A 21,353-nucleotide genomic window follows, 5' to 3' on the forward strand; every position below is an offset into this window, starting at 1 on the left:
AATGCAAGAAAAAATATATGGCAGCATCATATATTGTAGTCTTATATTTTTTTTACTGCAGAAATTTTTTCGATTGTTCCACTATTAAATAAGTTTTTCCCAATTAATATATATTTGATTTTTAGCTGGTTATTTAGAGATACTATAATAAGTTATTTAGTTATCGCCGGCTGGATAAGTGTTACATATTATCTTGGAAGAAAATCGTCCAAAAATATGGATGTCCTTTAAATGATAATAGTGTTGGAAAGAGGATATTATGCTTATTAAATTACAAGATGCTACAAAAATACTTGATCACAGATTTGTAATTAATAATATAAATTTTGAGTTTAAAAGTGGAAATATTTATGGGATTGTTGGACAAAATGGTAGTGGAAAGACAATGCTTCTACGAGCTATAGCAGGGCTAATCTGTTTAAATCGTGGTACTATTACTGTAGATGGCAAAGTTTTGAATAAAGATATATCTTTCCCGCCTGATATAGGAATCATTATTGAAAAGCCTGAACTATTACCATATCTTAGCGGGTTAGAGAATTTAAAATTACTTGCAGAGATAAGAAACATAATATCTTATGATGATATTAAGCATTATATGGATAAATTCGGATTAAATTTCAACTCCAAGCAGATTGTAAAAAAATATTCTTTGGGAATGAAACAAAAATTAGGAATTATTCAAGCAATTATGGAGGATCCTTCCTTACTTCTTCTTGACGAACCATTCAATGCGCTTGATGCAGAGTCGGTAGATATTTTGCGAAGTATATTACTTCAATACAAAGAACAGGGAAAATTAATCATTTTAACTTCCCATCATCAAGAAGATATAATGTCAGTCTGTAATCAAGTTATCCATTTACAGGATGGATGCATATTAAACTGATAGCAAAAATATCATAAAGATAATGCCGCTTCAAGATGAGGCGGCATCATTTCTGTTATAAGTGGTTATAATGTATTCTACTAATTCCGGCGTTAGTCCGCATATATCGGCTATTTGATAAAGAGTATAGCCGCATTGAGCATAGTCCTGAATCTCAGTTGCTGGATGCAACAGCAGCGCCATAAAACGGTTCGCTTCTGTTTCCAGCTTGTTTACAGAATAGAGCGTGTTTGCTCTCAGAAATGGTGTATTGCTTTTCGGGTGTAAGATTGCATGTCCTAATTCGTGCGCGCATACTTGCCGCTGTCGCTCTTTTGAAAGGTCTTGATTGATATGTATGAACTTGATTCTGTGTGTGCGGCTGTAATATCCTCTGATACTTCCAAGGGGTTCGTGGAGAACTCGAATACCGAGTTTTGCAGCGATTGTGAACGGGTCTCTGGTATCACATTTTCGGCATAACATATCGACCTTATGCTTTATTGACAATATGCAGCACCTCTATTTCATTTCCGGTACTTTTTTGGAGTAAACTTTTGCTTGGCAATCCGTTTGGAAATTTCAAGCTGGTTTTGCAGGCTAATGCGCAGGAGTTCCCGCGTTTCATCGTCGATTGGCTCACCATCAAACATCAGGCTTGCTTCGGCGTCGCAAGATCACCTAAAATCATATCCAGTCTTTTTGCTATGTCACGCTCGTCCCGCCTTGTCAGGACGGGCGTTTCTTTTTGCTCCATGTTAAGTAAAAATTCAATCGGCACATTTAGGTAATCGGCAATTTTTGAAAGGTTTTTAGTAGAAAGGTTTTTCTTTCGTCCCACTTTGAGATCGGACAGCGATGCACGGCTTATTTTACATTGCCTGCATAGCTCTGTAACTGTAATTCCTTTTTCCGCGCACAATGCAGCTATTTTGTTGTACAACTCTGACATAAAATCACCCGTCCATTTGTAGTATATGCCAAAATTACGTAAAAACGAAATTTTACACGTTGACACTTACGCGACAGAATAATATAATTCACTCATAGATTTCGCTAAAACGTAATTTATAGAACAAATATATAATATTACACTTTTATGTAAATGTCAATAGAAAGGAAGTAGTTGACCATGAAAAAAAGGGAACTTTGCTCGTTTGGTAAAAAAATTAACCATCGGCTTATTGCTCTTGAGCAAAGCAAAGGCTGGCTGATCGAAGAAGTCAAGCGGCACACAGGGTTATATTTTGACCGCTCCTATCTTCGCAAAATCGAAACCGGACAGCTTGCGACGCCGAAAATCGTGGATGCGATATGCGAAATACTTGGCATCGCTGTTCAGGGTGATTATACCAAAAGGAAAGACCAATAAAATGTACTTTTTGAAAAAGGAAAGCGGATTACATATGCACCTTGAAAATTGAATATACAGGCAGCAGATACAAAACTGTTTGCGCCGAGCTGCGGTACCCATGCGCGGGGACGCCGGACAAGTCCGGCAGAGCGGTAAACCATGACGGTACGAAATACGGGGCGGCACCCGTAAAGCGACGACACGCAGACAGATAATGAGACTTCCGCCCAGCCACAGACACAAGCAATGGGGGCGGCTGATGTGAGAACCACGCAGAGGTAAAACGGCCTATGGAATCGTTCGCCAGCGATCATCTGTCTGCTTCCCCACAAGCCGGGGCGTTGAGAACAAATAGGCTTGGCAGCAGGAAAGGATGTGTCTAAAGTGTTTTAAGGTTTTGCGGCAGACGGGAGATTACTGTCTGTCGCGCGTACATCACAACAAGCAGACAGGATGTGAATGAAATGCCAGATTGGGAAATCCAACCAAAGAAACATAAATACGAGGTTGGCGAACGTGTATTAGTGCGGCCCGCAATCATAGATTGTATCTGGGCAAAAACCAGTTGCCGTAAGACCGTACCTGCTACTGTTATCTTTGTCCATCCGGACGACCGGTTCATTGTAGCAGAATATCAGGTATGTGCTTCGTTCTTTGGCAGGACGGTATCTACGATACGGGAAAGTTTTTTAATTCCAAAAGTTCAGTGTTTGGAGTGGGAGTGAAATAAATGTATAAACGTGGTGATGTGTTTTGGGCTGATCTCAGTCCTGTTATTGGTTCAGAACAGGACGGCGTGCGTCCTGTTGTAATTTTGCAAAATGATATTGGAAACAAATACTCGCCTACGGTGATTGTAGCGCCGCTTACAAGCAATTTGCATCGGGACAAGCATCTTGTTACTCATGTGCCCGTCTGTATGCAGGGCTTGCCGCAATATTCGGTTGTGTTGTTAGAACAGATACGGACAGTAGATAAAGCACGACTGGGGAATTTTGTCGGTGTAATGGATAAAGAGACATTGAATAAGATTGATGAAAGTGTGATGTGCAGTTTGGGGCTGACGGATGGATTTAGAACATAGAGCAATCGCCCGTCTGCGGTTGGCAGCGGAAATGAGCGAAGCCTATTACGGTAAGCCATTGATTATTACAGTGAGTGGCGGGAAAGACAGCGATATATGCCTGTACCTTGCCGCCGCTTCCGGTATCCGCTATGAGGTCATGCACAACCATACCAGCGTGGATGCACCGGAGACTGTATACCACGTGCGCGAGCAGTTCCGGCGTTTGGAGCTCGCCGGTGTGAAATGTACTGTCAATTACCCGACTTACAAGGGCGTACCGGTCAATATGTGGATGCTTATACCGCAAAAGCTGATGCCGCCCACAAGAACAGTAAGATACTGCTGTTCGGTGCTGAAAGAAAGCGGCGGCGCTGGCCGCATGATTACGACGGGTGTCCGCTGGGCGGAAAGCGCCAGCCGCCGTACCAAACGCGGCATTTACGAGAGTATGCCGCACGATCTCAGCAAAAAGGTCATTATCAACAACGATAATGCAGATACCCGCCTTTTGTTCGAGAGCTGCAAATTGCAGGCGAAGCGGGTCTGCAATCCCATTGTGGATTGGTCGGACTATGATGTGTGGTCGTATATCCATGCTGAGAGAATACCGATAAATCCGCTGTATTCGTGCGGCTTCCATAGGGTCGGTTGTGTGGGTTGCCCGATGGCAGGACGTCGAATGCGTCTGTTTGAGTTCGGCCGGTATCCCACGTATCAGCGCGCTACATCCGTGCCTTTGAGCGAATGCTCGAAGAACGTGTTGCACGCGGCAAGCTCGACAGCACATGGCGTGCTGGGACAACTGGCGAGGATATATTCCGCTGGTGGATGCAGGACCGGAATATCGAGGGACAAATGAAGATTGAGGGCTTTGACGGATAGAGCCCAGGTATGTACCGTGCGGATTCCCGCGCGGTTTTATTATATACACGCCAAATTTCAAGGGGGTGGTTCCAGTGTGCTACTCGGTGCATGGTTAATCCATGCAGTATCGGTTTGGAAATAAGTTTGAGATGGAGGGATGAGGAAATGGATTTTTTGAAGAAACGGCTCAAGCGGCTTACGTCGATGGGGCTGGCATTGCTCTTGTCTGCGTCGGCGTTTCCGGCCACGGCCTTTGCCGCGTCGGACAGCACCAGCACGCTTGCCGAAGTAACGGCAAAGTATATCGACGCGGAAAACGGCAAGGAGATTGCCGAGCAAGAGATATATAGCGTAACACATGAGGAACGGCAGCCGCAGGAAATCGAGAACTACACCTACGTCGATTACACGGAAAACGTCGAGTACGTCTACTCCCATAAGGATCTGACTTATATTGTCGGCTACCCGGACGAAAGCGTGCGGCCGGATGCTTCCATGACCCGTGCAGAAGCAACTACGGTCTTTTACCGTCTCTATGACGGCGAGTATCCAGAGTTTGAGCGCCGCATGTCAAACGGCACGTTCGAGGACGTCAAGACGGATTACTGGTTCTACAAAGAAGTCGAAACGCTGTATAACATTGGAATTGTAGACGGCACGGATGAACACAAATTCTCGCCGGATGCGCCCGTCACCCGCGCGGAGTTTGCCGTCATGGCGGCGCGGTTCGCCAATTTGGACTACGAGGGCGGCAATCTCTTTGACGACGTTCCCAACGGCCATTGGGCGTACAGCTATATCAATGCAGCCGCAAACGCTGGCTGGGTAGAGGGCTACCCGGACGGCAGTTTCCGGCCGGATGAGCCGATCAGCCGTGCCGAGGTCGTGCGGCTGGTAAACGGTATGATTAACCGTAACGTCACGCTGGACAAGCTGAAAGAGCTGGGCATCGAATGTCCGTACAATGATCTGGTTGAGAATCACTGGGGTTACTGCGATCTGATAGAAGCCAGCATTCCGCACAGCGCGGAAGAATGGCACGGCCTCAGCTACAATGACGGTATTTACAACATCATCGTTGAAAAATTCATAGACCAGAACGGCAAGGAACTTGCTGAAACTGTCACCACAGCGGGCAAGGAAGAAAGTTCACCCAAGGTCATCCCGGCATACGAGTACCGCGGCTATATCCGCACGATCGTTTATCAGTACACGAACGGTGATGCGATCCCGTCCATTGAAAAGACGGCGAACGCCAAAACCGCCAATGTAGGCGATACCCTGACCTATACGGTGAAGCTGACGAATGATGAAGCAGCTTCTTCCGCGTGGAAAGAAGTCGTCCTCACCGACGAAATTCCGGACGGCTTGACTTTCGCGGATGGCAGCGTGTACGTAGAAAGCAAGGCGGCAAAGCACTCGTTTGAAAACGGATTGCTTTCTGTCCCTCTGGGCGACATTGCCGCAGGTCAGACGGTTTCAGTCACTTTCAAAGCAACCGTGAACAGCGATATGTACAACCAGACGATCTACAACACCGCAGTCGCCGAGGGCGCAAACGGTATCGTTAAGGATGAAAGCGGTAGCGAAACCGGCAAGTATGAGGACACAGACGACGGTGTTTATATCAACAAGGGCGACACCGCGCCCTATGTGGAAAAACGTGCGGACAAGCCTTCCGCCGAGGTCGGCGATAAGATCACCTATACCGTCACGCTCGGCAACGCAGAGGGTGCCGTTTATGAAATCGAAAACGCTTCCATGACCGACATTATCCCGGCGGAACTGGATTTTGTGGACGGCAGCGTGCAGGTAGACGGTGTAAGTACAGGTTATTCATTCGATAACGAGACCCGTACCCTGACCGTGCCGCTGGACAGAATTGCACCGAATACAAAAACGACGGTTACTTTTGCAGCGACCGTCAATGAATCGGCCTACGGCAAAACAGTTTACAACACTGCGGTCATGTCCGGTGACAATATTTCGGACACCGAGGGCACAGACGACGGTGTTGCCATCGGTGACGGTAAAGCCCGCCCCAGCATTGAGAAGTCGGCGGACAAGTCCTCTGCCAAGGTCGGCGACAAGATCACCTATATTCTGACGCTCTCTAACAGCGAGACCGCGACTGTACCCGTAGAAAATGCGGCCGTTACTGATGTTATCCCAGCTGGCCTGACGTTCGAGTACGGCTCGGTCATGCTGGACGGCAGCGGCACGAGTGATTTCACCTATGATGAAAATACCCGCCTGCTGACGGTAAACGTCGGCAGCATTGAGCCGGATACCAGCCGCACGGTTTCCTTTGTGGCGACCGTCAACGAAGATGCCTACAATACGACGATTCAGAACCTTGCCACCCTGACTTCGGACAACACCGAGCCGGTACAGGACAAGGACGACGGCGTTGTCGTTGCAGACGGTATGACCGACCTGTCCATCAACAAGAGTGTTGATAAATCTTCTGCTCGTGTCGGTGATACTCTGACCTACACGGTACAAGTCTCCAATGGTGCGGGTGCAGAGGTAAATATCCGCGACACGGTGATGCGGGATGCTATCCCGGATGGCCTGACCTTCCGCGGCAACGTCACAGTGGACGGCTACTCAACGGTATATCAGTATGACAATGAAAACCGAACCCTTTCTGTTCCGCTGGATGCGATCGCCCCCGGCCAGACGAAAACTATTTCGTTTGATGTGCTGGTGAACAGTGATGCCTACGGCATGATGATTGAGAACACGGCGGTCGCTTCCGGCAGCAATGCGCCGGATACGGAGGACACGGATGACGGCGTCACCATCGAGAACGGCACGCCGGACGGCCGTGCGGGTGCAAAGTCAGCCAATAAAATGACCGCGCGCGTGGGTGATACAATCACCTACACGATCACGCTGGAAAATAGCGCAATGGCAACGGCGGACTGGACCGGCGTTACCGTGACCGATGCTCTGCCGGATGGTGTGACTTTCACAGGCAACGTCCAGAAAGACGGTCAGGCAACGACGGAATATTCCTACGATTCATCTTCACGCACGCTGACGCTCACGCCTTACGCAATCGCACCGGATACGCAGGTGGTGTACACCTTTGATGTGACGGTAGACGAGGGTATGCAGGGCGAATTTATCGTCAATACGGCTATTCTGACGGATGGCAACGAGCAAACGCCGCTTCCGGATGCAGGCGTGCAGATCAACAAGGGCGAAGCCGACCCGATTGTAACTAAGTCCGCGAGCGTGACCAAAGCTGATATTGGCGATATGTTCACCTATGAGATCACGGTCAAAAATGGCGATAAGGCTACTGCGCCGTGGAAAAACGTCGTGGCATACGACACGCTTCCGGCTGGCGTGAAGTTGATCGGCAACGTGTATCTGGATGGTAAGGTGGCGCTGCATAAGCTGAACGGTAACGCGCTGTCCGTGCTGGTGGGTGATTTGGCTGCAGGCGAAAGCGTAGTAATCTCCTTTGATGTGCAGGTACTTGACACAGCGGCCGGTACGACCCTTCAAAACAGCGTGGATGTGACCGGCGATAACGGCATCGGCACGGCAACAGATGACGGCGTAACCGTACCGGAGGTTGAGCCGCAAAACCCTAATGATGCCACCGGCTTCTATGTCACAAAAGATGTGGATAAGACGGTGGTTGATGTAAGTAAGGATGCCGACGAAGTATCCAGAACGGCAACATTTACGGTTATTGTTGGAAATCACAGTGATATAATGTGGGAAAACGTCGTGCTGAAAGATACGCTGGATACCTCTGTGGTAACGCCTGTTTTGCAAAACAATGTTTATGTGAACGGAGTCCTAAGTAATAAATGGAGTTTTTCAGGCAAGGCATTCACTCTGGAATTGGGTGACATTGCACCCGGCCAATCGCATAAAATTTTGCTTACCGTCCGCTTTAAGAACGATGCAGGCGGCAAGACCTACGTCAACTATGCGACCGGAGAGGGCGATAACGGCAATGCTATCGGAAAGTCGCCGGAAGTTGAAATTATCAGCTCAGTTGCTGATTTGATAACTGATATTCATTATCAGCTTTATAATGGTTATGACGAAAATATGTGGCGACCCGCAGACCGTATTTCACTGCAAGAAGCGTGCATCGTAGCATATCGTCTGATTTCCAACGGCGGGAACACGTGGCTGGACCGTGGCACGGTGACGGTGCCGGACTACGAGTTCAGCATCCCCGAAGAAGCAAAATATTTTGTCTCTATCGGTGTGCTGCCCGCAAGCGTATTCGACACAACGAAAATGACCGAAGATGTTGATTACGAAATCAATTATGAGGTTTCGGAAAAAGGCTATCTGCGAATCTGGGCTACCTCGGAACAGCTTAATACGCTTGTGAAGTATATCACTGGCACGAATGCAGGGCTCAGCGGTGATGTGTCCCGCCTGAATTTTGCCAAGCTGATTTGCCAGCTTACCGGACGGGATACCGACCCGGATACCTCGGCTTACAGCGGCCATATCCAATATTTCACGGATAGTGGTTCTTCTGAGGACCTGATTACTGAAGTCTCGCACGAACACGATTATGTGCTTGACACAGACGGGAATGAGTATTGGATTTAACAATTTTATAGGAAAAGGCAATCCCTCGTTTCGTTGTGAAACGAGGGATTTGCTTACCGATTATTTAATTCTGTTATTGTTAGTTTATCAAAAAGCTGCAAAGCGTACACTTTCTCACCTTGGACATAGGCAGAGACAGCAGTAGTTTTTGAACGGGTGTTGAGCATATTTTCTCGATGACCTTGTGAGCCATACCATTTGTTTAAGTTTTCCTGCGCATTGGTTGTAATTAAACCTATGAGTGCATTTTCAGCATTGCATCCATAACCAACAGATGCGAACACCGAGCCATCCGGTCTTGTATGAGAAATATCCCCGTCTCGTTCGTCAACAATCCAGATTTCGCGGGAACGAGTGTCCGCCCATTCCTGTACTTTCAACGAGTAAGTCAGACGTGGCAAACCGTTTTCTTCGCGCAGGTCGTTGATGGCGTCAAAGGTGGCATTGGACAGGTCATAATCCCAATAGCCGCCGTACTCGTCTACCGCAGATTTGCCGATAGGGCGTAGACTGATTTCATCTGTTACGGTCTGGTTATCGTCTGCGGTTTCGTTGTCGGTATCATCCGGCACAGGCTGTCCGTCTGGTGAAACCGGTGTTTCCGGCTCCGTCGGTTCATTTGCGTCCAAGATGTTTTCCGCGTTCATCAGCATTGTTGCGACTTCGGCACGAGTAGCTGTCCCGTGCGGATTTAACTTTCCGTCCGAGCCGCTGACAATGCCCTTGTTGACGCACCAGCTCATGGCGTTTGTTGCGTAACGGGAAACTGATTGATAGTCCGAGAAATCATAGTATTTATCTGGTATAAAGCCGGTATCTGTATCAAGGCCAAGGTGGTCCGCGTAGCGGTACAGGATGGCCGTAAGCTGCTCGCGGGTGATCGCATCATTCGGGCCGAACTGCGTATCGCTGTACCCGGTAACGAGGTCATTCATGCGCGCCCAGTAGACAGGCGCGCTGTAATAGGCGTTTGTATCTACGTCTGCATAGGGGTATCCCCAGTTGCTTTCGGGCATATCAGGTGAACCTGCCAGTCGGTACAGGATGGTCACGATCATGCCGCGGCTGGTAGTTGCGTTCGGGCTGAACGCCGTATCCGATGTACCATTCATCAGCCCGTTTTCGCAAACATAGTTGACCGCATCGTGATACCAGTCCGACGGACGGACGTCCGAAAAGTTTGAAACATTGGCGGCGCCTGCCGAACAGGTAATAGCTGCCGCACACAAGATAGATGTGATTTCTTTTTTCATAAAGTCATACCCCACAATAAAGAACAGAAAAGTTTATCATGGTTTCATTATATCATGTTGCTGTCCGTTCCGGTAGCGGGCATGGCGCACAAAAACCATGTGGGGATTTTGAATTGCAAACGAGATGCAGTAAATTGTTGCTGCATAGATGATAACCAATACGCAGGAGGGCTGTGGTTTATGGATTATAAAATTTTGACGCAGGACGATTTGCTTGAGTTGTTCCCTTTTGGCAAAACCAAGCTAAAATGCCTGCTGGAAGCAGGCGTATTGCCTGTGGTGAAAGTGGGACGGGATTATTTGACGAATGAACGTGAACTTGACCGGTGGTTTGAAGCAAATAAAGGGAAAGAGATATTTTACTGATTGAATTGCCTTTACAGAGGGACGGCGTTATAATATATGCGTTAGCTGTTTATGCTGCCGCCCCTGTTTATTTGATAGGAGCGATACGCATGAATACAGTAGAAAATATCAATAAAGTTAAGAGAATCCGCGGATATGGGGAGGGTAGTGTATATCAGCGGAAAGATGGCCGCTGGGTCGGCAAATATAAGGACGAAAAGATGTTGAAACCGCGTTATGTCTATGGTAAGACAGAAGCGGAAGCAAGACGGAAATTGCGTGAATTTAAGAAAACAATAGTGCATGGCATTACGGATTGTAGAAAAGTATTGCTTAGCACTTATATTGAGCGATGGTTATATACTTTCAAGGCCGCAGCCGTGGAGAATACCAGCTTTGATCGGTTGGAGTCTGTCTATTACACGCATATCAAGCCGACGCTTGGCGGCTTCCAACTTGGGAATATCAAAGCGGTTGATATTCAAACACTGTTAAACCAGAAAAGCACTGAATATTCTTATACTATCGTCAAGATGATCCGGCAGATACTTTCTGAGGTTTTCCAACATGCCTATACTGAGGGTGACATTCTTAAAAACCCAATGGCAAATGTTATCATGGCAAAACGGAGCAAGTTTAAGCCAGAGCGGAAAATGCTGATATTAGAGGATGCAGAGGTTAAACGGTTGGAGGAAGCAGCCAGAGAGAAGTATGGTACAGGCCGTCCGCTTTTTGTTCACGGAAACCTGATCGTATTTATGCTGCATACCGGCCTGCGGTGTGGTGAACTGCTTGCGCTGGAATGGTCTGATATTGACTTTGAAAGCAAGACGGTATCCATAAATAAAAATCTGGCAAAGATCAAGAACAGGGATACCGGAAAAGATACGTCCAAAAGCACCTTACAGGTAAAAGGCACTAAGACATCCAGCAGCAACCGGATTATCCCACTAAATAGTAAAGCAATCAACGCACTTAGGGAATTGCAGATGATTTACAGGCAATGCGGCATCAAAAGCAAATATGTTGCCTGTTCGCAAAAAGGCGGCTTCCTCACTAATAACCGTATGCACAATTTACTTGAGCGTATGTTGAAGCACACGGGGATAGACAAGCCGCTCACGATCCATCAGCTACGTCACACTTTTGCAAGCCGTGCGTTAAATGCTGGCGTAAGCATCAGCGTAGTAAGCAAATGGATGGGGCATGCCAGTATTTCCACCACATATAATATCTACATTCACGCTATGGAACAGGAACGGCTGACAGCGTTAGACGTTCTTGAAGCTATGTAGCGAAAAGGTGTAACATTGGTGTACGCCTCTCGAAAAAACGACTTAAAGCCCAGTAATATAGGCGTTTAAGGGTGCAAGAGGGGGAAAACCGCAGGTGTCTACCCTCTTGTGCGCCCGCGCGGCGTCAGCGCAGTTCCGTTCGCTTCGCAAGCGAAAATCCCCCGGAAACCCGGTGCAGAAAAAAGGAGCCCGCCTTACAGCGAGCTCCAAAGAGAGAGGTAGGATAAATTCGATTTTAAGGCAATACCGCATAATTTCCGCAAAGCGCCGCTGCTTTAATTGTGCGGTGTTGGCTTAACCTTCCGCGGTATCCGGACGCGTAACCTTCTTGACCCACTTCCAGCTGTGCAGGCGGATAGCCACGGGAATGATCTTATACAGCTGATCCCACTTGAGCAGGAAGAACACGACAACCGGCGGGAACTTCCACCAGAAAGCTGCCATTGCCGAGAACGGCACGACGATAAGCCACATGCTGATGATATTCATCTTGGCGCTGAACTTGGTGTCGCCGCCGCCGCGGATGATGCCGTTATCGCATGCCATCTGGTACGAGGTGCCGACCGTTGTGATGGCGAGCACCATCATGAACTGCAGAGAATACTTGTACGCCGTTTCGGTGAGCGTACCGCCGAGCAGCGCAAGAATCGGTACGCGCAGAAGGAAGATCAAAAGACCCGAGCACAGTCCGATGGAGACGAACAGGACCTGCAGTGTATGTACGAGCGGATGCAGCCGCTGCTGATTGCCCTCGCCGATGGTGCGGCCGACCACAATGCCGGATGCGGACGCGGCGCCATAGCAGACAACCGACAGAACCTGATATACCTGCACTGCAATCGCGTTGGCAGCCGTGGCATCGCCGCCGAGATGGCCGAGGATACCGGTCTGTACCATCTGCGCTACGCCCCAGAGCGCCTGATTGATGAGCACCGGCAGGGAAACGTGCATGTAATCCTGCACATAGCTGGTGTCGATGTGAACCAGCTTGCGCAGGCTCAGATTGAGCTTGTGCTCCTTAAACTTCAGGTAGTAAATGACGATGAGCAGCTCCACACAGCGGGAAACCAGCGTTGCGATAGCCGCACCGCGCACACCCAGCTCCGGACAGCCGAAGTGGCCGTAGATCAAGCAGTAGTTCAGGCACACGTTGATGATGAGCGTCGAACCCGAGATCATGTAGCCGATCTTTACTACACCGATCGAGCGAAGAGACGCGACCAGAATATTGGTTATTGTAAAGATAATATAGGTAAAGCAGATGATCTGGAAATACTTTTCACCTTCCGCGATGACCGTCGGTGAGTTGGACAGCAGCGACAGCAGCTGGTGCGGGAAGAACAGTACAATGCCGAACATCAACACCGCCAGTGTACCGCCGAAGCGCAAAGCCACACCGATGATGTGAGGGATCGGCTCCAGCTTGTTTTTGCCCCAGTACTGCGAGCCCATAACGACCGCGCCCTCGCCTGCACCGACGACCAGCATCTGCAGCAGAAACTGCACCTGATTGCACAGGCTTACGCCGCCCATGGCATCCTGACTGTACCGGCCGAGCATCATGGTGTCCATCAGGTTTACGCCGTAGGTGAGCAGGTTCTGCAGCGCCAGCGACAGTGCCAGCACCATAAAGGATTTATAAAACGTCTTTTCCTTTATCATTACAACAACCCCTTTTTGTGGAGGCAACACCGCATAATTAAACTGCGACGCTTTGCGGTAATTTTGTGCGCTGATGTCGTTCCGACTTTTTGCAATACACAAAGTATTGCTGCAAAGCCGCGCCTAATCAGCACGCAAAATTCCTCACAAATCGCTCTTGTTTAATTATGCGGTGTTACCTAAAGCCGACCAAATGAGACAGACCGCAATATCTATCGTTCCGGTTCAGCTTTTTTACTTCTGCTAACAGCATACCGAATTTTCTTTGATTTAGCAATAACAAAATACTGCAATCTATTCATATTTTGTGCTATCATAGAAAGCAGAGGAGGGAATGCCGTGAAGGTTTTCAGTGAGCCGGGTGTGCTGTCGCGCTCGGAACGATTTTTCTCAACGCCGTCTGCGACCGCTCGGCGGCTGTTTTACTACGTCACCCGCGTGGGACATTATTACTACGATGCGCGGTATAATTTTCTCGACAGCTGCGACATCGCCCATCTGGAGAGCCACAAGAATCTCTTTCTGACCTACGTTCGCTCGGGTACGATGTACTTTGAGACCGACCAGCTCTACTGCGTCGAGCGCGGACAGATCGGACTGGTGGACTGCCGCAGACCGCATCATTTTTATACCAAGGGCGACGCGGAAGCGCTCTGGATTCACTTTGACGGCGCAAACGCGGAGGCATTTTTCGAGCAGATACTCGCGTTCCGCGGCGGCAGGCAGGTGCTTACGCCGCCGGCGAATTTACGCATCGAGCAGGAGCTGGCACAGATCATTTCCGGTCTGCGCACCGGCGATATGACCGAGCTGGACCGCTCGCAGCGCATCTACCGAATCCTGTGCGCGCTGCTGTTTCCGGCACAGGCGGGACCCGACCGGAAAAACGATGCCATTGCACAGGCGGTCAAGTATATCGGAGGACACCTGTTTGAATCGTTATCCGTGGAGAAGGTGGCGGACGCGGTCAGCTTGAGTCCGTCGCATTTCTCGCGGCTGTTCCGCAGCACGACCGGATTTTCCCCGCACGAGTACATTATGCTGCACCGGATTGACGAGGCAAAGGCCCTGCTGCAGTCCACGTCGCTTTCGGTCAAGGAGATCGCGTTCCGTGTCGGCTACCGCAGTGAGGTCAACTTTATTACAGCCTTTACCGAGAAAACCGGCGCAACACCGACCCGGTTCCGCAGAAATACGCTGTAAGGCGGTCTGCGGTTGCGGTGCGTTCCGGTCTTTGCTATAATAGTAGAAAAGGCAAGGGAGTGACCCGTATGCGAGAACGCCCTCTGGTTTATCTGGTGCCGCCGATGGCTGCCGCGCTGTACGCGGCAGTCTGCCTGGAGCTGCCGGTGCAGCTTGGCATTGCCGCGCCGATTGCGCTTCTGCTGGTGCTTGCGGCTGTGTTCCTGCGCCGCCACAAGTGTCTGCTGACTGTGTTTGCCGTGCTGGCGGCTGCCGCTCTTGCGCTGACCGGCTTTGCCGTGTTCCGGGATTTGCGGGTCGCGCCCATTCGTGCTTTAGCCGGCGAAACGCAGGAGATCACCGCGACCGCCTTGCGGGATGCCGAGGTGTACGATACTGACCAGCGCGTGCTGCTATCGGCGGAGACTGCAGACGGCAGGCGGTTTCGCCTGCGGTGCTACTTACCGGAAACCGAACCGCCATTGCTGGCAGGAGACAGGGTGCGTGCCGCGGCCACACTTTATGTGCCGGACACGCTCGGCGGCTTTGACCGTGCGGCGTATCAGGCGTCCGAGGGCTGCTATATCGCGGGCGCGTATGCGACCGACGAGGAGCACAATCCGGTAAAATTTGAGGTCTTAGATTCCAAGCGGGACAGCCTGCGCTTTGCGCCGCAGAGGATCGCACGGTTCTGCCGAAATGCGGTGCAGCGTGCCCTTCCGGAACGCGAAGCCGGTCTGCTGACCGGACTGCTGGTCGGCGGAAGCAAAAACCTGAGCGACACCGACCAGACGGCGTTCCGTATTGCCGGTTTAAGCCATCTGGTGGCCGTTTCCGGACTGCACATCGGCTTTCTTGTCGGGTTCTGCACGCTGTTGTTCGGCAAACGGTGGGGAACGGTTGTGTCCATCCCACTGGTGCTGCTGTTTGTGCCGGTCGCGGGAGCCACGCCGTCCGTGCTGCGTGCGGCACTGATGTACCTGACGGCCGCAGGCGGATTTCTGCTCCGGCGCCGGTCGGGCGGATTGAACGCGCTGCTGATGGCACTGGCTGTTCTGCTGCTTGTCAATCCGTACTCGATTGCAAGCGTGGGCCTGCAGCTTTCATTCGCGTCCACGCTCGGTCTTATCCTGTTCGCAGGGAAGCTGCAGCATGCACTCGAAAAGCCGTTTGCCGGTGCGCCGAAACTCGTGCGCAAGGTGCTTGCGGTCATCACGAGCGCACTCAGCTGCACGGTTTGCGCTACGATATTTACAGTACCGATTCTGCTGACCTCGTTCGGCGCGGTGTCCGTGCTGTCGCCCATCAGCAACCTGATGACGGTCGGCGTGACTTCGCTCTGCTTTGTGGGCGGGTTCGTGCTGTGTGTTGCAGCAGCGGTCTGTCCGGCGCTTGTGCCGATGCTCGCCGGACTGGTGCGTCCGCTCATAAGCTATCTGCTCTGGTCAGCGAATACCATCGCGGACCTCGGCTTCGGCACGCTGCACCCGAACAACACCTTCGGTCTGGCGGCGCTCGGCATCGTGTTCGCGGCGCTGCTCGTGTGGCTGACTGCCGGAAAGCACGTCAAATGGAAAGCCGTGCTGCCGTGTCTCGCTGTGGTGCTGACCGGCCTGTGTATCGCCGAGGTGCAGTACCAGAACGGCCACTATACGGTGACGTATCTGCCATGCGGCAGCGGTCAGGCCGTTCTGCTGAGCGACACCGAACACGCGATGCTCATCGACTGCGGCAGCTACCGGAATGCTGCGCGTCAGGTGCGCGAGTGGCTGCGCTGGAATGGTTTGAAGCGGCTGGATACGGTTGTGCTGACCGCGGTCGATCAGGGACATGCGCGCAACCTGCCGGAGCTGATGGAAACGGTCGAGGTTGGGGAACTGCTCATGCCCGCAGGCTGTCAGGAGCGCAAGACCAACGCCGATTTGCTTTCCTTCGTGCACGAGCGTGAGGCGCGGGAGATAAGCGAGCCGGTGACGCTTGCGAACCCGATCGCACCGGTGGAGATTTTCCCGATCACCGAGGGAAAACTGGCCGTAAGCATAGCGGACGAGGTGCTGATTCTGCACAGTCCGACCGAGAAACAGCTATCGGCCTATTTAGAGAAAAACACGCTGCCTGCCGCAGCGGAGCTGGTGATCAGCGCGAACCATCTGAGCAGCGGCGAAAGCATGGCACAGTACGCCGAAGCGGCAGGCGCACAGCATATCATCATTGCGGCGAGTTCGGAGAAGGGACTGCGGTCGCACAAGGGACTGGACGTGCAGAGCACCTATAGGGAAGGTGAGATCGCACGGCAGTTCAAAAAGGAGTAACACATGGCGGCAAGAGAAACCAAACCAAACGGAAAATCACAGCTGATCCGCGACCTGAAAAACGGCGAATTTGCCACGCTGTACATCATTTCGGGCGAGGAAAGCTACATGAAGGAATACTATCTGCGGCAGCTGCGGCAGAAGGTGGTGGACGAGACCTTTGCGGATTTCAATCTTATTGAGTTCGAGGGCAAGGGCCTGACACCGGAAATGCTGACCGAAGCCATTGACAGCTATCCCGCGATGGCAGATAAAAAGCTCATCATCGTCAAGGACTTCGACCTGTTCAAGCCGCCTGCCGGCTTCGCAGACGTGCTGCCGAGCGTGCTCAGCGACCTGCCGGAGTACGTCTGCCTCGTGTTCTACTACGACGTGCTGGACGGCAAGCCGGACAAGCGAACCAAGCTGTACAAGACACTCGAGAAGCGCGCCTGCTTTGCCGAGTTCGCACACGCGGAGGAGCAGGAGCTGGTGGCGTGGCTCGAGCGGCGTGCCAAGCGCTTGGCTGCATGATCGAACCGGGAGATGCATCGTACATGATCTTTCTGTGCGGCAATTCCATGACCAACCTCGCCGGTGAGATGGAAAAGGCAGCCGCGCATACCACAACCGGCGTTATCAAGCGCTATAACATTGACGCGGTATGCTCGCCGGTGCTGGATGCCGTCGTGTTTGATCTGACCGACGCGGTAACCGCAGGCAGGTTTGATCGGGCGGTCGCACTCGTCGGTGAGCTGCTCGCGCAGAAGAACAACGAGGTCATGATCTTCACTGCTATCACGCGTCATATTCAGCGTCTGTATGCCGCCAAGCTGTGCGCGGAGAATCGCGGCGGCGAAAAACAGCTGATGGAGATGATCGGCTCGAAATCGCCGTACTACGCAAGGCAGATTCAGAATGCAGCACGGCGTGTGCCGCTCAGTTGGCTGCGAAAGGCGGCCTCGCTGTGCGCGGAGACCGATGCCGCACTCAAGGGCGGCGCGGCAGACCGGCAGAAGCAGATCGAGCTGACGCTGCTCACCATGGCGGCAGAGCTGAAGGGGGAAAAGAAATGACGCGCATCAGGGAAGCGATTCTGGTAGAGGGACGGTATGACGTGAACACCGTTCGGCAGGTGGTGGACACCGTGGTGCTCGAAAGCGGCGGATTCCGCATTTTTAACAATAAAGACCAGCTCAAGCTGCTGCGCCGTATCGCGGAAACGCGCGGCCTCATCGTGCTGACCGACAGTGACGGTGCGGGCTTTGTCATCCGCAATTACCTCAAGGGCGCACTGCCGAAGGGCTGCGTCAAGCAGGCGTATGTGCCCGATATCGCGGGCAAGGAACGCCGCAAGCGGCATGGCTCCAAGGAGGGCAAGCTGGGCGTGGAGGGCATGCGTCCGCAGGTGATTCTGGACGCGCTCCGCCGAGCGGGTGCAACCTTTGCACAGCAGGACGAAATCGAAACACCTGTGCATCCGGTCATCACCAAGGCGGATTTTTACGAGTGGGGACTGTCCGGCAGATCGGACAGCACGGCGCGCCGCGCTGCCGTTCTGCACGCGCTGGATTTGCCTGCGCACATGACGGCAAATGCGCTGCTGGAGTTTATCAACGCCGTTGGCACGCATGAGCAGGTTGCGGAAATCATTCAGCAGTATGCGGAGAAAATTGAGGAATAATTTCCGCACGAATGATTGAAAAACCTGTCGAAGTATAGTACAATGATAAAATACCAAGTGCAGCTATTGCAGAGCTGATGAAAATAAAGCAAAAAACAGGGAGTGGCAGCATGAACTTTTTAGAGGAACGAATTGTCAAGGATGGCGTTGTTAAGGAAGGCAACATTCTGAAGGTAGACAGCTTTCTGAACCATCAGATGGATATTAACCTGTTTGATCAGATGGGCGAGGAGTTCAAGCGCCGTTTCGCGGACAAGCCGATCAACAAGATCGTTACCATTGAGGCATCCGGCATTGGCATTGCCTGCATCGTGGCTCGTCATTTCGGCGTTCCGGTCGTGTTTGCGAAGAAGACCCAGAGTGTCAACATCGACGGCGAGGTTTATGTTGCCGAGGTTGAATCCTTTACACATAAGTGTAAGAATCAGGTTATCGTTTCTAAAAAGTTCCTCGGTCCGGATGACCATGTGCTTGTTATCGACGATTTCCTGGCAAACGGCTGTGCGCTGCAGGGCCTGATCTCCATCGTGGCACAGGCCGGCGGTACGGTCGAGGGCATCGGCATTGCCGTGGAGAAGGGTTTCCAGCAGGGCGGCCGTATTATCCGCAATCTGGGCTATCAGCTCGAGTCGCTCGCTATCGTGGACGGCATGGACGCTGAGACCGGTAAGGTGCACTTCCGGGAGCAGTAAGTGCATATGAGAAAAAAAGGAGGCGTGCAGCCTCCTTTTTGTTTGAGTGACCGCAAATGTGGGAATGATATAACACAGCGGTGTGCGCCCGTTTTAACGACTGGTGTAACGGTTCACAGGGCGGACACATTGGTCCGCCCCTACGGAGTATGTGTCAAGGAATTGAAATTGTGTAGAAGGTAAAAAGGACGCGCAATGCGCGCCCCTACAGGCACGTGCCGATAAATTAAAATTGTGCAAAAGGTTTGCAAGGCGGCATGGGGTCATGCCGCCCCACGGTAGTAGTATTCATCAATAAGCAGAAGTTTTACTCGCAGGTGATGGATAACCTGCACCGGAAAACGTGTTGCGCGGCATGGGTATGCCGCGCCTGCGTAGAGTAAACCATATGTGTAGCAGTAATGCAGCCGACAATGCGGAAAGGTGTTATACCACGAAGTAGAAAAAATCCTCTGTCGTTCCTCTTTTTCTACGCTTACGCAGTCTACCATCTGCACCCAAGCCCTCTAAGGGAAAAGGGGTAATTCACAAGAGGGTGGAAACTGCAGGTTGTCTACCCTCTTGTGCGCCTGCCGCGCGCAGCGGCGCTCCCAGCCGCAGTCTGCGGCAAAAAGGCAAACCGTCTGCACGAGAGGACACTCTGTAACACAGACGTAACTTTACAAATGCGTGCAATCGTGTTATTATAAGATGTACCACGGTAAGGGAGGTTTCGCCATGGCTGTTGACAAAAAGGGCACAAAGCAGATTGCGGCCAACAAAAAGGCATGGCATGACTACTTTGTCGAGGAAAAGTATGAAGCGGGCATCGAGCTTGCGGGTACCGAGGTAAAGTCTATCCGTTTGGGACAGATCAATCTCAAGGATTCCTACTGTTCGTTCAAGGACGGTGAGATTTTCGTGCGCGGCATGCATATTTCGCCGTACGAAAAGGGTAATATCTTTAATAAGGACCCGTTGCGCGTGCGTAAGCTGCTTATGCACAAGCGTGAGATTGTCAACCTGTTCAGCAAGACCAAGCAGGACGGCTATTCGGTCATTCCGCTGGCGGTTTATTTCAAAAGCTCGCGTGTGAAGGTCGAAATCGGCCTGTGCAAGGGCAAAAAGCTGCACGATAAGCGTGACAGTATCGCCGCACGCGATGCAAAACGCGAGATGGACCGTGCGATGAAAGAGCGTAATCGTTAATTAAAAATGGAAAAGCTGAGAGCAGAATATTCTCCATTCTCAATTTTTCATTCTCCATTTCCAAATGGGGCCGTAACGGGTTCGACGGGGGTGTTGAAGCCGGGATAGCGGGCCGCAGTGGGGATCTGCGATAAAAGCTCCAACTGTTTATAAATTAAACAACAACAATTATACTCTTCAGGCTGCCTAATTAGGCTTAGCCCGTCGGCTCAGAGAGGACCACGGCTCAGAGACCCGGCGTCGATTAGTGGTGAACGTGTACGAGGTAAGAGTTGCCCTCGTCATGTAAAATGACTCTACCAAAACGGTAAGCCTGTTTGCCGGCGTGCCGCGGCGGGAATTTTAATCGACAAACTGCGCCCGGAGAAGTCCTCGTGGATGCGCTTTCGGACAGGGGTTCAACTCCCCTCGGCTCCACCATAAGTCCACCGTAATTTTGATAGAATTACGGTGGACTTTTTCTATGCTCGAAAACTGCATAAAATCAAGATTTTTCCGTTTCAGCTGCATAAAAAGCAACCGCTGCGGAGCATTTTCACAGCGGTTTTTCTGCATTTTGCGGGCGTTACGGAGTTCTGCAGCTGTGAAAACGCAGAAAACAGGAAAATCCCGCTGGTTTTAGGTCAGCGGGATTTTTCTGCGATATCAGGCGCAGTGGCGGAACATCTTATCCATCATAATGCGGGCGAGGATGAATCCGAGCGGCAGCGCAGGAATGATGCCGTTCGAGACCCGACCGCATATCCGACTTGACCATGGCGATGCCGCAGGTCATTTCGGCAATCTTGAGACAGCCTGCGTACACCGGACAGGCCGCCGCGGCCGAAACGGTTGTGCAGAGCACAAGAATCAGGTAGTGCTTGGACCGCTTACAGCGCACGGCGTTGCCGATACCTGCACCGAAGAACGCGAGTATCATCTCGAACCCAGGCGCCGCCGAGTAGAAATGTAAGGGCACAGCAGGCGAGTGCGGCAGCCAGACCGATCATCAGCAACGAATTGCTCAAGTCGGT

18 protein-coding genes, 1 other RNA gene and 1 pseudogene are annotated in these 21,353 nt (G+C 51.4%); 14 read left to right on the forward strand and 6 right to left on the reverse strand.

Annotation, left to right across the window (positions count from 1 at the left end; translation table 11 throughout):
• Window positions 1-259: 259 nt before the first annotated feature.
• Window positions 260-889, forward strand: coding sequence for an ABC transporter ATP-binding protein (locus tag DXB00_RS03300; RefSeq protein WP_117555250.1), 630 nt, complete (start codon window positions 260-262; stop codon window positions 887-889).
• Window positions 890-919: 30 nt separating this feature from the next.
• Here DXB00_RS03300 and DXB00_RS18100 read toward each other — a convergent pair whose 3' ends face one another.
• The 3 genes from DXB00_RS18100 to DXB00_RS03310 are packed head-to-tail and all read right to left on the reverse strand — an operon-like array spanning window position 920 to window position 1,820.
• Complete coding sequence (locus tag DXB00_RS18100) at window positions 920-1,354, reverse strand: ImmA/IrrE family metallo-endopeptidase (RefSeq protein WP_110437197.1); 435 nt, start codon at window positions 1,352-1,354, stop codon at window positions 920-922.
• A 41-nt stretch (window positions 1,355-1,395) separates the two neighbouring features.
• Window positions 1,396-1,521 (reverse strand): hypothetical protein, encoded by a 126-nt coding sequence (locus tag DXB00_RS17625; protein ID WP_278278778.1) that lies wholly within the window; start codon window positions 1,519-1,521, stop codon window positions 1,396-1,398.
• On the reverse strand, window positions 1,521-1,820 hold the full coding sequence (locus DXB00_RS03310) for a helix-turn-helix domain-containing protein (protein ID WP_199697250.1): 300 nt from the start codon (window positions 1,818-1,820) through the stop codon (window positions 1,521-1,523). Before DXB00_RS03310 ends, DXB00_RS17625 begins: the two co-directional genes overlap by 1 nt.
• A 180-nt stretch (window positions 1,821-2,000) precedes the next feature.
• On the opposite strand from DXB00_RS03310, the gene DXB00_RS03315 reads away from it, so the two are divergent.
• The 4 genes from DXB00_RS03315 (at window position 2,001) to DXB00_RS03335 (ending at window position 8,748) form a co-directional block, all read left to right on the forward strand.
• On the forward strand, window positions 2,001-2,240 hold the full coding sequence (locus DXB00_RS03315) for a helix-turn-helix domain-containing protein (protein ID WP_117492475.1): 240 nt from the start codon (window positions 2,001-2,003) through the stop codon (window positions 2,238-2,240).
• 712 nt (window positions 2,241-2,952) lie between these two features.
• Complete coding sequence (locus tag DXB00_RS03325; protein ID WP_117492473.1) at window positions 2,953-3,306, forward strand: type II toxin-antitoxin system PemK/MazF family toxin; 354 nt, start codon at window positions 2,953-2,955, stop codon at window positions 3,304-3,306.
• Window positions 3,290-4,147, forward strand: coding sequence for a phosphoadenosine phosphosulfate reductase family protein (locus tag DXB00_RS03330; RefSeq protein WP_242988269.1), 858 nt, complete (start codon window positions 3,290-3,292; stop codon window positions 4,145-4,147). Before DXB00_RS03325 ends, DXB00_RS03330 begins: the two co-directional genes overlap by 17 nt.
• Window positions 4,148-4,317: 170 nt before the next feature.
• A complete protein-coding gene (locus tag DXB00_RS03335; protein WP_158557315.1) occupies window positions 4,318-8,748 on the forward strand; it encodes an S-layer homology domain-containing protein in 4,431 nt (1,476 codons plus the stop codon).
• A 53-nt stretch (window positions 8,749-8,801) separates the two neighbouring features.
• On the opposite strand, the gene DXB00_RS03340 is transcribed toward DXB00_RS03335, so the two are convergent.
• Window positions 8,802-10,001, reverse strand: a complete 1,200-nt coding sequence (locus DXB00_RS03340) for an S-layer homology domain-containing protein (protein ID WP_117492470.1) — start codon at window positions 9,999-10,001, stop codon at window positions 8,802-8,804.
• A gap of 180 nt (window positions 10,002-10,181) precedes the next feature.
• Between DXB00_RS03340 and DXB00_RS03345 the strand changes: the two genes are divergently transcribed.
• Both DXB00_RS03345 and DXB00_RS03350 read left to right on the forward strand, forming a co-directional pair.
• Window positions 10,182-10,367, forward strand: a complete 186-nt coding sequence (locus tag DXB00_RS03345) for a helix-turn-helix domain-containing protein (RefSeq protein ID WP_110436195.1) — start codon at window positions 10,182-10,184, stop codon at window positions 10,365-10,367.
• Window positions 10,368-10,456: 89 nt separating this feature from the next.
• Window positions 10,457-11,641, forward strand: coding sequence for a tyrosine-type recombinase/integrase (locus tag DXB00_RS03350; RefSeq protein ID WP_117492469.1), 1,185 nt, complete (start codon window positions 10,457-10,459; stop codon window positions 11,639-11,641).
• A gap of 294 nt (window positions 11,642-11,935) precedes the next feature.
• Here DXB00_RS03350 and DXB00_RS03355 read toward each other — a convergent pair whose 3' ends face one another.
• Window positions 11,936-13,303 carry an MATE family efflux transporter gene (locus tag DXB00_RS03355; protein WP_118729594.1) on the reverse strand — a complete coding sequence of 456 codons (1,368 nt, stop codon included), beginning with the start codon at window positions 13,301-13,303 and terminating at the stop codon, window positions 11,936-11,938.
• A gap of 339 nt (window positions 13,304-13,642) precedes the next feature.
• Here DXB00_RS03355 and DXB00_RS03360 point away from each other — a divergent pair, with 339 nt between their 5' ends.
• The 7 genes and pseudogenes from DXB00_RS03360 (at window position 13,643) to ssrA (ending at window position 20,760) form a co-directional block, all read left to right on the forward strand.
• The gene (locus DXB00_RS03360) at window positions 13,643-14,506 is read left to right on the forward strand and encodes an AraC family transcriptional regulator (protein ID WP_118729595.1); all 864 of its coding nucleotides are present in this window, start codon (window positions 13,643-13,645) and stop codon (window positions 14,504-14,506) included.
• 68 nt (window positions 14,507-14,574) lie between these two features.
• Window positions 14,575-16,797 (forward strand): ComEC/Rec2 family competence protein, encoded by a 2,223-nt coding sequence (locus DXB00_RS03365; RefSeq protein WP_118729596.1) that lies wholly within the window; start codon window positions 14,575-14,577, stop codon window positions 16,795-16,797.
• Window positions 16,798-16,800: 3 nt separating this feature from the next.
• Window positions 16,801-17,807 (forward strand): annotated as a pseudogene (holA, locus tag DXB00_RS18105) (DNA polymerase III subunit delta); the annotation flags it as partial.
• A gap of 41 nt (window positions 17,808-17,848) precedes the next feature.
• Window positions 17,849-18,460, forward strand: coding sequence for a toprim domain-containing protein (locus DXB00_RS03380; RefSeq protein WP_118729598.1), 612 nt, complete (start codon window positions 17,849-17,851; stop codon window positions 18,458-18,460).
• A 110-nt stretch (window positions 18,461-18,570) separates the two neighbouring features.
• Window positions 18,571-19,152, forward strand: coding sequence for a xanthine phosphoribosyltransferase (locus tag DXB00_RS03385; RefSeq protein WP_118479573.1), 582 nt, complete (start codon window positions 18,571-18,573; stop codon window positions 19,150-19,152).
• A 717-nt stretch (window positions 19,153-19,869) separates the two neighbouring features.
• On the forward strand, window positions 19,870-20,340 hold the full coding sequence (gene smpB, locus DXB00_RS03390) for an SsrA-binding protein SmpB (protein ID WP_117490323.1): 471 nt from the start codon (window positions 19,870-19,872) through the stop codon (window positions 20,338-20,340).
• 66 nt (window positions 20,341-20,406) lie between these two features.
• Window positions 20,407-20,760: a transfer-messenger RNA gene (ssrA, locus tag DXB00_RS03395) on the forward strand.
• Window positions 20,761-21,007: 247 nt separating this feature from the next.
• Here the strand turns inward: ssrA and DXB00_RS17895 are convergent.
• Entirely contained in the window at window positions 21,008-21,259 is a 252-nt protein-coding gene (locus DXB00_RS17895) for a hypothetical protein (protein ID WP_118729599.1), read from the reverse strand.
• Window positions 21,260-21,353: the final 94 nt, after the last annotated feature.

It is taken from the genome of Butyricicoccus sp. OF10-2 (assembly GCF_003481925.1).
GTDB lineage: Bacteria > Bacillota > Clostridia > Oscillospirales > Butyricicoccaceae > Agathobaculum > Agathobaculum butyriciproducens.

Excerpts from the sequence above, each read along its gene's own strand:
- DXB00_RS03300 (WP_117555250.1), top strand. The coding sequence starts at position 260 with ATGCTTATTAAATTACAAGATGCTACAAAAATACTTGATCACAGATTT.
- DXB00_RS18100 (WP_110437197.1), bottom strand. The coding sequence starts at position 1,354 with ATGTTATGCCGAAAATGTGATACCAGAGACCCGTTCACAATCGCTGCA.
- DXB00_RS17625 (WP_278278778.1), bottom strand. The coding sequence starts at position 1,521 with ATGTTTGATGGTGAGCCAATCGACGATGAAACGCGGGAACTCCTGCGC.
- DXB00_RS03310 (WP_199697250.1), bottom strand. The coding sequence starts at position 1,820 with ATGTCAGAGTTGTACAACAAAATAGCTGCATTGTGCGCGGAAAAAGGA.
- DXB00_RS03315 (WP_117492475.1), top strand. The coding sequence starts at position 2,001 with ATGAAAAAAAGGGAACTTTGCTCGTTTGGTAAAAAAATTAACCATCGG.
- DXB00_RS03325 (WP_117492473.1), top strand. The coding sequence starts at position 2,953 with ATGTATAAACGTGGTGATGTGTTTTGGGCTGATCTCAGTCCTGTTATT.
- DXB00_RS03330 (WP_242988269.1), top strand. The coding sequence starts at position 3,290 with ATGGATTTAGAACATAGAGCAATCGCCCGTCTGCGGTTGGCAGCGGAA.
- DXB00_RS03335 (WP_158557315.1), top strand. The coding sequence starts at position 4,318 with ATGGATTTTTTGAAGAAACGGCTCAAGCGGCTTACGTCGATGGGGCTG.
- DXB00_RS03340 (WP_117492470.1), bottom strand. The coding sequence starts at position 10,001 with ATGAAAAAAGAAATCACATCTATCTTGTGTGCGGCAGCTATTACCTGT.
- DXB00_RS03345 (WP_110436195.1), top strand. The coding sequence starts at position 10,182 with ATGGATTATAAAATTTTGACGCAGGACGATTTGCTTGAGTTGTTCCCT.
- DXB00_RS03350 (WP_117492469.1), top strand. The coding sequence starts at position 10,457 with ATGAATACAGTAGAAAATATCAATAAAGTTAAGAGAATCCGCGGATAT.
- DXB00_RS03355 (WP_118729594.1), bottom strand. The coding sequence starts at position 13,303 with ATGATAAAGGAAAAGACGTTTTATAAATCCTTTATGGTGCTGGCACTG.
- DXB00_RS03365 (WP_118729596.1), top strand. The coding sequence starts at position 14,575 with ATGCGAGAACGCCCTCTGGTTTATCTGGTGCCGCCGATGGCTGCCGCG.
- DXB00_RS03380 (WP_118729598.1), top strand. The coding sequence starts at position 17,849 with ATGACGCGCATCAGGGAAGCGATTCTGGTAGAGGGACGGTATGACGTG.
- DXB00_RS03385 (WP_118479573.1), top strand. The coding sequence starts at position 18,571 with ATGAACTTTTTAGAGGAACGAATTGTCAAGGATGGCGTTGTTAAGGAA.
- smpB (WP_117490323.1), top strand. The coding sequence starts at position 19,870 with ATGGCTGTTGACAAAAAGGGCACAAAGCAGATTGCGGCCAACAAAAAG.
- DXB00_RS17895 (WP_118729599.1), bottom strand. The coding sequence starts at position 21,259 with ATGATACTCGCGTTCTTCGGTGCAGGTATCGGCAACGCCGTGCGCTGT.